Raw genomic sequence first — 13127 nt, forward strand, 5'->3', positions numbered from 1 at the left:
AGCATGGTGAAGCGCGAGATCGGCGGACCGCAGGTCCACCAGCAACTGAAACACGGCTCCACCTATCGCGACACGCGTCCCTTCACGGTCCGGATCGCCGAAGAGCTGCAATCCAGCAGTTCCGGGTTCGCCCTCATGATTCTGGCAGGGCTCAGCGTGCTGGCTCCCGCGATCGTCGGGATCACCTTTCCCCTCGCCCTCTGCCTGACGCTCTGGGTCATGACCCGCCAGCCCGTGCTGCCTTTTCATCTGCCCAGGTATTGCGGACTGAGAGACAAACACGATCTTGATCCCAAAACCCGTCGGCCGCAGGCGGCGGCAGGCATCATATATCTTGGAACGGACGGACTGACCGGCCAGCAACTCTGGCTTTCATCCGACGCGGGGCGCCAGCACGCCGCCGTGCCCGGCACAACGGGTGCAGGCAAAACGACATCCGCCATCTCCCTGCTGGCCAATCCTCTTGCGCACGGATCCGGGTTCATCCTGATCGACGGCAAGGGTGACAACACGGTCCACGGCGATGTGCTGGCGCTCGCCCGCCGCTTCGGGCTGGACGACCAGGTTCTCAATCTCAACTTTCTGACCGCAAGCGGCATCCGCCAGTCCAATACGTTCAATCCGTTTGCAACCGGCAATGCCGACGCCATCCGTGAAATGCTGGTCAGCCAGCTTGGTGAGCCGTCCAGCAACGACGCCAACGGCGTCTTTCGGGACCGTGCCGTCGGCCTTGCCGGCACGATCGCGCCGGTGCTGACCTGGATGCGCGACACGCACGGCGTGCCGATCAACATCGAGACCATGCGCTACGCCATGGAACTGCGCTGGATCGGCACGCTGGCCCGCCATCGTGTGTTCCTGATTCGCAACCCCGGCTCCGATCACCCCATCGAGATCAGCGTTCCCGAAATTCCCGATGATATCCTCTATCCGGCCCAGGCCTATCTGGGCGAACTGCCAGGATATGATTCCTCTCTGGCGTGGAATGAGCAGAAGGAAAACAAACCGAGCGAGCAGCATGGCTACGCCAAGATGTATTTCACCCGGGTCTTCACACAGCTTGGCGTCAGTCTCGGGCACATATTCCGTGCCCAGATCCCTGATATCGACATGCGCGATGTGGTGCTGAACCGCCGCATTCTCGTCGTCACGCTGCCCGCGCTGGAGAATTCATCGGATACGCTGGCCGGACTGGGCAAGATCGTGGTCGCGGCCGGTCGCGGCGTCATGGCCCAGCTTCTTGGCGCCCGCCTTGACGGCCCCGCCGAGCAGGTCTTCAAGCTCAAGGCAGGCAGCGGCGACGCACCGTTCCATTTTTTCTACGACGAACTCTCCGCCTACGTCACGGACGGCATGGACCGGCAGCTGGCCATGGGACGCGGCCTGAACTGCATGTTCTGGCTGGGATTTCAGGATCTTCCGGGTCTTACGACACGCATCGGCGACAAAGCCTTTACCCTGCTCGGCAACGCCAACCTCACCCACGCCATGCGCCTGCAGGATGCCATGCGCACGCGCGAGTGGATCGAAAAGCAGTCCGATCGGATCGAGGTCAGTCAGGCCACGCATTTCGAAGGCAACTCGGCTGGCAGTTACCGGGAAGGACGAGGTGCCGAAGTCCGGGAAGTCGCCCGTATTCCCTGGGCAGACCTTCAGTCACTCATCGAGGGCGAGGCCATAACGATGTATGCCGGCCGCATCGTCCATTCGAAGACGTTCTTTGCCGCCGTCAATGGGCGGTCAGGCGCGATCCGCATGGCTCAGCCGGTCATGCTTGCAGCGCCGCTGGACCTGAATCGGGTGCCCCCGGACCAGCAGTTGCTCGCCCTCCTCGCGACGATCGAAGGCGGCCTGTTTCAGTCTGAACTGACCACGGTACACGACGAGCCGGATGTTCGCGCACTCCAGGAAGCAGTCGACCGCCTCGGTCCAGGTTCTCAAGACATCCTGCGCAATTTTGCACAGATCGGTGCAGCGGTCGCCGCCGCACCACGCCGGGTTGCGACCGCCAGTGACGATGAAGGGAATGAACACACAGCCGGCACAGACATACTGACACCGTTTTCCTATATGCTGCGTGATGCTGCCTCCACCCCGAAACCCGGTTTTCAGACACCGCCCCGCACCATACCTCCCATCGACGGTCACCTGCTTGGACGCCTGGAGGCTATTGAACGCCGCGTGGACCGGCAGCCCGGTGTAGCCCGGCGTCAGGCACTGCTTATATTGGGTGTCAGGGACGCTATGACAAAAGGCGCACCGAAGGAGGGCGCGACCAGCACCGGAATGACCGAAAAGGAAATCCTCACCCAGATCAGGATATTGCGAGAAAAAACCTCGGCATGACGGGCACGATCATCATCCTTCCTGGCGGGGAAAGGTTCCAGCTCGAATGGCGCCGGACTGACCCGGAGCGCTGGGAACGCCGCCTGAAGGCAAAATATGATGAAAGCCGGAGCGCGGAGCGTTCTGACAAAGCGCGATGCCTATGCCAGCATCGCGGCGCCGTACTACCTCTACAGATCCGTTACCGGGCAGAGAGTCACAGTTATCACCTCGCCGTCTGGCCAAATGAAGGGTCGTTGCACGAAAAGACATGCCCGTTCTACAAGCCTGATCCGGAGAAAAGTGGGCGCGCCAGCTATGTAAATAGCGTAATTCGCGAGGGTGAGGATGGGGATGTCGCTGTGACCCTGTCGATCGGCCTGCGCCGCAAGGGGCCACCCCGGCCAGTCGATGACACGCCGCTGCCTGCTTCAGATCGGCCTGGACAGGCGCGACAGCGCCGGATGACGCCTCTCGGGCTGCTCCATCTCCTGTGGGAACGGGCGGGGCTGACCGAATGGCGGCCGCAATTTGCCAGACACCGCACACCGACGGTGGCCCTGGGTCGGATTGCCTCTGCCGGAACCCGGATCCGGGCGCAGGGCAGACTGATCTCCGATCTTCTCTGCCCTGTTGCCCCAGGGCATGAAAAGTTCGGACGGCGTCTCCATGCCGTTATCAGGACAGAAGGACAGGAAAACCATCTGTTCCTGATCGGGTTCGTGGAGGCTCTGGAACCAGATCCCAGGGGCAATTTCACCATGACCCTGAACGGACAGCGCGACGGTTACCGCTGCTTTCTGACAGTGCCTGCAGCCGAGAGGAACCGTCTTGCCCGGTCGCACCAACTGGCGGCAGCCACGCTCGCTCTGCCCGAAGCGGCGCGGCAGGCACACGTTGTAGCGTTGCTCTATGTGACGGCACGAACCATCGGAACGCCCAATAGCCGGTGGAGGGGCTGGATCCAGGCGGAAGTCAGGACCGGTGCCCTGATGACCGTCTCTCGCAGCATGCTTCCTTTCGAAAGCAGTCATGAACTGGCGGTAGCCGATGCCCTCGTGGCAGCGGGGCGCGCATTCGAAAAACCACTGCGTTTCGACGCGGAACGGGATCTCGTTTTCCCGGATTTCATCCTGCAGGACACTGCGCGGAGTGCCGGATATCCAATGGAAGTTTTTGGCCGCACGGACGAGGCCTATGCCGCCAGACGAGCCGGGAAAGACAACTACTACAACATGACTTTCGGCGCAGGCGGATGGTGGTCATGGGATGCGACAATAGGTGGCCGGCCACCGCCTTTTCCACCAAGCAGAGCAAAACCCATGTCGTGACGATCATATCCGCCAATGATGTTGTGCCGAAGCCTCTGAACCGAGTGTGTTCTCCAGTCCATTGGGACAACTGAAGCCCAGAAGACTACTTGTTTCGAGATCCCGCAGGCGCCGAGAAATAGAGGCTCATCTCCATCCGGCACGCTGACATAAAACGTGGTGACTTCGTCACTTGGCTGCATTATATGTAGTATCATGAAACCGAACTCCCACCAGGGGGCTCTGGCAGCAATAAGAAAGCAAACCCTTGCGAACATGAAGAGCAAGCGGACAGCCCGTGCGGCTTTGCTGCGAATGGGGATTATCGATAGCAAAGGCGCGGTTACCAAAGATTACACGCGTGACCCACGCATTGAGGGCATGCTTAAAGCATAACTGTGTTGACCGCTCTTCACACACGTTTTGATCGCGGTTATCATGGTTGCTCTAAAGAAATCGGCCGGAAACTGATTAACGAAGAAAGCGCGCCAACTCCGTTGGAGATGCGTTTCGTCATGCCGCAAGCGCTACATGCATACGCTTTGGGCTGGCACATAACACTTGTGTATTGTGTCGTCCGAGGACTGCTTGTCAACGCGTAGCCCAACCGGACTGACCATCCCCCGTCTCTTTGCCGCCAAATCGGAAAAAAATATTTTCCCACGACATTCTGGTGGGCTAAATTACCGTATCATATTTTTAATTTACCGAAAAAAGATCATGATCATCCGACTGGACATTCGAAGCAGAAGGCAACTCCCTCAAAAGAAAGGTGCGCATCCATATGAAATTTTACGCGGCGAGTTTCATGGTGAACTTAACCCAGACATCCAACCGAACGCGATCATCACCGATCTGAAGCTTGCGCCTGCCAAGATGCGCCAACGTGTCAGCTATTCTGCGACGTTCGCGATCATAAAGCCAATAGACCTGCAACATGCCAGCGGCCTTGTACTCCATGACATCCCTAATCGAGGACTAAGCGTGTTCGGGCTAGCAACAGGTGAGAATATTACGCCCGAGCGCGCCCAGGCTGATCCCGATGGCCATATACGGGTGATCAGCGGCTGGCAGGGAGACATTCCGCCACATGATGAACTCCAGACTGCATGTGTTCCGGTGGCAAGGAAGCCCAACGGCGACAAGCTGACCGGATCTGTTCTGGTGCGGCTCGGAGACATGCCGCAAGCCTGTGTGACCCTGCCGCTTGTTCAGGGCCTCGGCCGTCCGATCCCCTGCCCTGCACCGGCCTCGCTTGATACTTCGAGCGCTCGCCTGCTCCGTTTTGAAGCCGATGACCGGCCGCCCGTTCAAGTAGCTTCAGAAGACTGGTGTTTCGGGAACTGTGACAGTGTGCCCTTTCCTGGCGTGCCGGATCCTACGAAAATCAGTCTGCGTGAGGGCTTTGATCCCCATTTCGCCTATGTGCTAGTGTATGAAGCGGTTGATCCAAAGATACTTGGTATTGGATTTGCCGCGACACGTGATTTCGTTACATTCCTGCGCCATGCGACCAGCGATACTTCGGGTCAGCCAAATCCGTTGGTAGGTGCGGTAAGATGGACAGTCGCTTCGGGCGTATCCCAAGCGGGTAATTTTCTGCGTAGCTTCGTCCATCTGGGTTTCAATCAGGGGGAAGACGGTCGCAGGGTGTTTGACGGCATGAACATCCATATCGCGGCCCGACAGCTACCGCTCAATGTCCGGTTTGGCTCGCCATCTGGGGCAGCCAATCTCTATGAACTCGGCAGTGAGGGAACGTTGTGGTGGGGAAGTTATGATGATTCCGTAAGAGGAAGAGGAATCAGCAGTCTGCTTACTCGGAGTCGTGCTACCGGCACAATTCCGAAAATAATCGAGACATTCGGTTCATCGGAATTTTGGGGACTGCGTATGTCACCAAACTTAGTTGGAACCGATGCCCTTGCAGACATCCCGCTCCCGTCTAATGTCCGTCGCTACTACTTTCCTGGCGTCACACATTATGGGGCCCTGACGACGAGCTTTTCCCTACAGGAGGGACAATGGTTTCCGGGCATGCCGAAAGCAGTCATGTCCGGTAACCCCAATCCGCTGGGACCGACCATGAGGGCTGTAAACAGGATGCTTATTGCGTGGGTGATGAAGGAACGCGAACCACCGCCCTCAAGCTACCCGACGATTGCTGCGGGCGAACTGGTTGAACCTACGGCGACTGCAATGGGATGGCCTAGGATACCAAATACCCCAGTCCCGGACGGAAAACTCAACCCCTTTCTGGATTATGCTTTAGGGCACGATTTCGATTATATTGATCTAAGTGGCATTGTAAGCATGCAGCCACCAATCATACGCAGCGTCCTGCCTTCTCTTGTACCCCGTGTCAATGAAGACGGAAACGAAATGACTGGCATACCCACATTACACCATATCGTGTGTCTGGGCACCTATACCGGCTGGAATGAGCGGATTTCAGGGTATGGCATTGGGCGCGGCACCGGATTTTACGGGGGATTCGTTCCATTTCCAATAAGTCGCGATGAGCGACTGGCTACCAATGACCCCCGGTTATCTTTGGAGGAACGCTATGGTGATCATGCCGGCTTCGTCGCAAAGGTCCGTGAAGTAGCACTCAAGCTGCAGGCAGAGGACTGGCTGCTTCCCGAGGATACTCGAACCCTCATTAAACAGGCGGAAGAGAGCAATATCTTGCTATAAGCGAACATCGGCCATAACGTCCGGTGCGCCGGGTGATATCGAAAAAAACATAGCTATCATTTGCATTATGGCAGCTAATTGACCAACTATTTTTTTATCGTAACGATAAAATTAAAACAGATTATGCTGCCGGTATTCATGCCGTTCTTATACAGGTGCATGCTAGCACGACGAAAGTCTCATTATTCACGACTCTTGTATGGCCGCGTAAGCTGAATTTTTTACAGCCCATGCCTCGAACACTCTCGATAATTCCGACGTTCGGCTCCGCGGCCTATTTTCGTCGTTCATAAAGCTCTCCGGCTTTGCGGGCGCCAGCCTCTCCTTCATGGCGAGACGCTATGGTTCAGCTATGCGGTGTGACCCCTCCTCTCCGGGATATGGAGAGGAAATTGTATGGCCTAGGGCCGTGGGGTCGTTCCCGATAGCCGCCATCGAATCAATGCTCTTTTCTCCATAGTTTCTGGATAGCGGGTGCCTACTCGCGTAACCAGTGTCGGTGATCTTTAGGCATAAACAAAAGTCAATATATATTTAAGTATAATATCGAGAAATAATTTATTTTTTTATATTATTTGAAACATTTAAACCCATCAATCACAGAAAACGATATAAAATTTCTAGGATATCTATTTGGCTACCAGAGTTGCAGTGTTAGCCAAAGACCGACAAACGACCGAATCCACACCAAAGTGTAACACACGGACGCCAGTCCGATCTATAATAGTGCCTACGGGGACCCGACATCCCGGTCCTCTGGACGCACGGGTTTAAGACATGCTTACGTAGTTTTTATGATAAAAAAAGCGGACTTCAAGATTCTTATTACGTCTGAGCTTAACTCGAGTCCCCATAATACAACCAGTTGCCAAAAGGCGCCTGAATAATTCTGTCGACCTCTATGCTGTACCTCGCTGATCAAAAAAAATTATTAGAAGAACAAAGAAGAGAAGGGTTTCATAATAAATTTCAGGAAGGTTAGTCCATTAGATCAGAAATCTGTATGAGCCCATATTGTTGTACTGGCTTGATAGTCAACCCCCATAGTTACGATCGCGATCAGGGTCAGTTCAAACAGTCACGACGATGTATCAGTCTGGAATCCGATTTTTTCCCGCTGCAGCCATATTCACCGCCGCTCACTCACCAGTCCAGCCGGAGTCATAACCGAAGCATGATGAATTCACGTTACCACCAACCCCTCGTTCCATCCTGGTACGCAAGCCCTCAGCCAGTCTGGAAAGACGAAAGCATCTTTCCTACCAAGCTGATTCCGCTTGCTGACATGACCGTGAGACAGCGCGTGAGACTCGGATACGGAGGTCGCGCACCGCGACTGCTTCTATCCAACGCCTATGGTCATGAGTCCGTTCATATTGACGCTATTTCTTGCGCCCTGGCTGCAGACAGCGCGGAAATTGATCCGAAACAGCGCGGGACCATCACTGTGGCGGGTTCACGATCGATCGTTCTGCCACCTGGCGCGACGGTACTGACCGACCCGGTCGACCTAGTAGTAAATACAGGTGATGTTCTTTCAGTCTCAATGTACTTCGCGCAAGCACCCACCATCAATAGCTTTCATTGGGAGGGCCGCAGCACCGCGTATCTGCTGCCCGGTCAACAGGTTGACGCTATCTGCCCTAAGGCGACTGCTACGACCACGGTTCGGCTGTTTCTGGCGAGCGTACTCGTTGAAGCACCCTCACGCGGCACGATTGTTGCATTCGGAGATTCGATCACGGACGGGGCCGGCGCGAGCTTGGATGCCGATACACGCTGGCCCGCCTTCTGGCCGACCGGGCGGCTCCTTTGGGGTTGGCTGTGATCAACGCCGGTATATCAGCGGCGCAACTTCTACGTGATGGCATGGGTGCCAATGCGTTAGCCCGGCTAGACCGCGAGGTTTTGGCCCAGCCCGGAGCACGCGCGCTAGTATTCAAGTTGGGTACTAACGATATCGGCTTTCCAGGCACCCCTTTTATGAGGGACGTCTCATTACCATCGTTTGAAACAATGGTCCAAACCTACAAAATGATAACTGCACGTGCCCATGCCGCAGGGATTCATGTCACCGCCTCTACAATAGCACCATTCGCTGGGGCGCTTCCTGATACACCGTTTGCCGGACACTACCATACGCCCCCAAAAGAAACCTTGCGTCGCCGTTTGAACACCTGGATTCGAAACGCGGAAATATTCGATGCTGTTGCCGATTTTGCCGCAGTGCTTGCTGAACGCGACGCACCGGAACGAATGGCACCGCAGTTTGATAGCGGGGATCATCTGCATCCTAATGATAAAGGAAACCGCGCCATGGCCAACGCTTTCAGTTTCACTGGCTTAACAGGCCACGGTAATGGGCCGTCTGCTACATAATTTTCACATATTAATGCGGATCTGACTTTGTCTGATCGTTTTATTAATTACACGCATATACGACCTCGAGAGTATTATGTATCTTACCCGAGTATAGCAGCATTTCTAAGCATGAACCACGCGAACGCAATGACATGGAGACTTGCGAGTGTTGAAGCGCAACGCTCGTATTCCTTAACCGGCGTACCACAGCGTGATGCCCATGCGAAAGATCGCTCGGCCAGCCGACGACCTCAAGGGCGATCCTGTAGGCCCGTGCTGCTCTCGCAGGTTTCTCGCCGGTATGTCCCTCCCTGATCGACATAGGCCAGTTCAACGCTCTCGTCCGTCACATCCTGAATGGCGGCGGCAAGAAGAGGTGGTCCCGGATCTTCGGACCGATGATTAAGCTATAATCCAACCTGAACAGAGGACGGGTTTTATGGGTAAGGTTACGAGAAAACGGTAATCAAGTGATTCCAAGTCGCGAGTGGCACTCAAGGCAGTCTGTGGCGAATTGACGCTGGCAGAGCTGGCGTCTAAACATGGCGTGTATCAGACGATGATCGCCCAACGGAAATGCCACGCTATCGCGGGGATGACGGGTATCTTTTCCGGGAAGTCGGGGTCAACAGCGTCGGCCAGTCCAGTTGATATAGAAAAGCTACATGCGAAAATCGGCGAACTGTAGGTGAAACGAGATTTTTTTAGGGATGCCTCTTGCTCAGCTGGGCGTAATTAGAGGCCGCAGATGACCGACCTGATACAGCCGCGGCTCTCGGTGGTGCAGCCATACATACGCGACTTCAGCTTAAGTGGTCTGGCATTTATTACCGGCCTATGCCCGAAAACGTGGTGAACTTGGCGTGGAAGCGGCTAATCGCGGTACAGCTCCTGAAGACACCGTATTAAGGGTCAGCGCAGATGACGCGTTATCTTCGGCGTCTGGACCACGAAGTTGGCCGCAAACGAGCCAGCAGGCTCATGCCAAAGATGGCGTCGCGGGCAATCTACCAGAAGCCCCGCACAACAGTGCCGCATCTTGAGCACCGGAAATATCCCTATCTGCTGCGGGATCTGACGATCAACCGGCCCAACCAGACCTGGCGTTCTGATAGTACCTACACCTCCAGGAGAAGAGGCTTCCTCTACCTCATGGCGATCATGGGTTAGGCGACGCGCCGAGTTCCGCATCGAGGCGCTCCAAGAAGCACCGACGCGCTACGGTTCACCTGATATTTTCAATGCCAACCACGGTTCGCAATTCACGACGGCCCATTTCACCGAAGTATTGGAGGAAAGTTAGATCCGCATCAGCATGGACGGCCGAGGCCTGTGGCTGGACAATGTCTGCGTCGAGCGTCTATGGACGTCACTGAAATATGAGTGGGTCTACCTGCATGCATCTGAGACCGGCTCAGATCTCCGCGCGGGTCTCGCAAAGGGGATCGCCCATTATAACGGGCAGCGTCTGCATACCCCGTTGGGTGAACTTACGCCTGATGAGGCGTATCATACCGCACCAACGCCATCTGGTCTGGGGTTAACCCCCGACCAGATGGCCAGCAGCAATGCCGTCAGAATGGCGACATAACATCAATCGGGTACAGGTTATTCAACGCCCAACACTGTCCTAACAAATGGCGCTGCCTCTTAGCATCTGCAGAATCTGAACGTCAGAACCATAAAGATACTTCATCAATCCAACCCACCAAATCCCGAGACTGAACACCTCACAAGCACCTTCATTTTCCGGATACATTAACTGATCGTGCATACACGACCGCAGGATTATTTCCGCGTGCTGTAACGGGTAATAGCATGATCTCTAACATCCAGTAGATCGGCGAGACGCACCAGATCAGCAAGTGACTGTGCTGCCATTTTCTTCATTACATTAGCTCTATGAATTTTTACCGTTATCAAACTGAGACCCAAATCGCCCGCAATTTGTTTATTCATCAAGCCACTCGCGACTAACGCCATAATTTCTTTTTCACGTGGTGATAGGCTAGTGTAGAGTAGTTTTGTTTCACTAAGCTTCTTCTGTTCTCCCGCATAGCGCAATGAGGCGCTGAGTGCGTCAGACACTGCGCGGAGCATAGCCTCCTCAGTGAACGGTTTTGCCAGAAAGTCGATAGCACCAGCCTTCATTCCTTTGACGGTCATCGGAATATCGCCATGGCCAGTTATTATAATAACCGGAATGTTCGCCCCGGACTCCATGAGATACTTCTGAAAGTCGAGGCCGTCGGTGGCCCGTAATCTTACGTCCAGGACAAGACAGCAAGGACTAGGCGGAAGTTGGGATTCAAGAAATTCCGAAGGATCTCCAAAGGTTGTAACCCTGAGATCAGCAGACCGAAAGAGACTGTCGAGCGACGCCCTTATGTCCGCATCGTCGTCAATGACGAGTACATGACCATTAGCTTCTTCGGGCATGCCACCCGCGGAAGATTTAGTTTCCATGGGATGATCCTGCAGCGTTTAACATCACCGTTACGTTGGCGCCGCAAGGGACTCTGTTTTTTGCCTCAATGGTTCCCCCGTGACTTGTGATGATTTCACGGCAGATCGAAAGACCCATTCCCATGCCCTGGGTTTTCGTTGTGACGAACGGTTCGAAAAGTTCAGTCGGGTCCAGACATGAGAAACCAGGACCAGAATCTTCGAATGTCATGCGAATTGCATTGGATCCGGATTCACCGTCTGCAACCATGATGTCGAGTAACCTCGGTCGTTCGGTAATTGTCATCATGGCCTGAATGGCGTTCATCATCAGATTCATGATGACCTGCTGTATCTGTACCTTATCGCCCGAAATAGCCGGTAAGCCAGGCGATACCATGACGCGTAACTCGACATTTTTCGAAGATAATTCACCTCTTAGCAGCAGGATAACCTCTTCCAACAAGACAGCGGGGGAAAGAAGAGCCCGGCTGGCAGGTTCCTTCCGTGTAAGGGATCTGACGCGTTTGATTATCTCCCCAGCGCGCGTGCCGTTGCGCACGATCTGGTCAAAACAGGACAAAGCTTCGTTGATGTCAGCTTGTGGCCTTTTCAGCCAACGTTGGCCTGAACGTGCAAATGTAATGATCGCGGATAGCGGTTGATTGACTTCATGTGCAATCGAAATGGCGAGCTGCCCAAGCGTCGTGACACGGTCAGCATGTGCGAGTTCCGATTGCGCCACCCGCAGTTTCATCTGCGCTTCATTTCGCTCCGTGATATCCAAGGCCATCACGAGAACATGTCGGTTTTCCACATCGTTCAATGGCCGGGTTACACGCAAAAAGACATCACGTGTCGCATTATTGCTGCCGTTAAACGTTGTTTCGATTTCATATTCGCTGTAACCTAACGCCAGCTGTCTTAGAACTTCACGAAAGACCGCCTGATCTTTGAAGAGACTTCGGAGCGAATTACCAGTAAGATCTTGTGGCGACGACGCACCCAGCAAGAGTGCTGCGGCTCCGTTTGCATCGCGAATATATGGATAATCTTGGAATTTATCCACGCGCGCGTCCCACAGTACAGAACTATGTGTTTCCCAGTCCTTGATTAATATGTTCATAACCGAACAGTCAACTTCAAAGATGGCGGACCCGACGGCCTGAAAGATCGCACTATATCGTTGCTCTGAACGCTCACGTTCCGCAGTCGCCTTACGTTGTTCGGTCAAATCAGCCCCGAATTCAATAACGCCGCATTCTCTCCCGTCGCTATCGATCCTGACAATCCATCTTGTGTCAATTACAATGGTTTCCCCGGATCTGCGATTACGGGTAATCTCGCCGTTCCACTGCCCAGAAGACTTCAGGTCGTGCGCTGCATGAGCAGGCAACGGACTGCGCCCCAGTAAGTCAGAACTTTTTTTTCCAACCGCCTCGTCTTCTCGCCAACCATATAGATGTACTGCACCATCATTCCAGTAGGTGATCGTATCGTCCTGGTCACGAATGATCACTGTGTCGTGGGTAAGGGCAAGCATCCGCACTTGTTCGGACAGTAATGTCCTCGTTCTCCTGTTTCTTGCCGAAAGTTGTGCGGCGACACCAATTGCAACGATGCTAACGGCCAGACGAGCATATGGGCCGCCCAGAGGTTCACCGTAGTGCTTCAGCAAAAAAGACGTACAGGCCAGCGCGATGCAGCCTGCACTTGTCAGAAGAATAATTGTTACGCCGCATGTATCTGCCACCAGAAACACGACGAGGACATAAAGAACCGCAAAGGCATCATGGAATTGTGTCAGAGTATTAAGAATAAATACGCATATCGCAACAATAAAAGCGATGCATCGAGCCCCAAGGATGTAAAATCTTTTTGGTGCACCTCCACTCATGGCAAGGAAAGATAATACCGGCGAGAACGTCACAACATAGGCTCCCAACGTCGTCATTCTGCCTGAGTCAGGCAGAGGGGTATAGCAGACCT

At 54.4% G+C, this 13127-nt stretch carries 7 protein-coding genes and 2 pseudogenes; 6 read left to right on the forward strand and 3 right to left on the reverse strand.

Features of this window, described 5'->3' with window-relative positions:
* The first annotated feature begins 3 nt into the window (after window positions 1-3).
* The 5 genes from FMA36_RS17770 (at window position 4) to FMA36_RS17795 (ending at window position 8711) form a co-directional block, all read left to right on the forward strand.
* On the forward strand, window positions 4-2346 hold the full coding sequence (locus tag FMA36_RS17770) for a type IV secretory system conjugative DNA transfer family protein (RefSeq protein WP_159264277.1): 2343 nt from the start codon (window positions 4-6) through the stop codon (window positions 2344-2346).
* Window positions 2343-3656, forward strand: coding sequence for a DUF1173 family protein (locus tag FMA36_RS17775; RefSeq protein WP_159264279.1), 1314 nt, complete (start codon window positions 2343-2345; stop codon window positions 3654-3656). The genes FMA36_RS17770 and FMA36_RS17775 overlap by 4 nt, the downstream gene beginning before the upstream one ends.
* Window positions 3657-4223: 567 nt before the next feature.
* Window positions 4224-6332 (forward strand): alpha/beta hydrolase domain-containing protein, encoded by a 2109-nt coding sequence (locus tag FMA36_RS17785; RefSeq protein ID WP_159264283.1) that lies wholly within the window; start codon window positions 4224-4226, stop codon window positions 6330-6332.
* Between the two features lie 1174 nt (window positions 6333-7506).
* On the forward strand, window positions 7507-8160 hold the full coding sequence (locus tag FMA36_RS17790) for a hypothetical protein (RefSeq protein ID WP_159264285.1): 654 nt from the start codon (window positions 7507-7509) through the stop codon (window positions 8158-8160).
* The gene (locus tag FMA36_RS17795; protein WP_159264287.1) at window positions 8151-8711 is read left to right on the forward strand and encodes a GDSL-type esterase/lipase family protein; all 561 of its coding nucleotides are present in this window, start codon (window positions 8151-8153) and stop codon (window positions 8709-8711) included. Before FMA36_RS17790 ends, FMA36_RS17795 begins: the two co-directional genes overlap by 10 nt.
* Before the next feature lie 83 nt (window positions 8712-8794).
* Here FMA36_RS17795 and FMA36_RS19615 read toward each other — a convergent pair.
* Window positions 8795-9064 (reverse strand): annotated as a pseudogene (locus FMA36_RS19615) (IS5/IS1182 family transposase); the annotation flags it as partial.
* A gap of 116 nt (window positions 9065-9180) precedes the next feature.
* On the opposite strand from FMA36_RS19615, the pseudogene FMA36_RS17800 reads away from it, so the two are divergent.
* Window positions 9181-10284 (forward strand): annotated as a pseudogene (locus tag FMA36_RS17800) (IS3 family transposase).
* Window positions 10285-10481: 197 nt separating this feature from the next.
* Here the strand turns inward: FMA36_RS17800 and FMA36_RS17805 are convergent.
* Together FMA36_RS17805 and FMA36_RS17810 are read right to left on the reverse strand one after the other, a co-directional pair.
* Window positions 10482-11159 carry a response regulator transcription factor gene (locus tag FMA36_RS17805; RefSeq protein WP_240906602.1) on the reverse strand — a complete coding sequence of 226 codons (678 nt, stop codon included), beginning with the start codon at window positions 11157-11159 and terminating at the stop codon, window positions 10482-10484.
* Window positions 11149-13083 carry a PAS domain-containing sensor histidine kinase gene (locus FMA36_RS17810; protein WP_240906603.1) on the reverse strand — a complete coding sequence of 645 codons (1935 nt, stop codon included), beginning with the start codon at window positions 13081-13083 and terminating at the stop codon, window positions 11149-11151. Before FMA36_RS17810 ends, FMA36_RS17805 begins: the two co-directional genes overlap by 11 nt.
* Window positions 13084-13127: the final 44 nt, after the last annotated feature.

It is taken from the genome of Komagataeibacter xylinus, from assembly GCF_009834365.1.
GTDB classification, from domain to species: Bacteria; Pseudomonadota; Alphaproteobacteria; order Acetobacterales; family Acetobacteraceae; genus Komagataeibacter; species Komagataeibacter xylinus_D.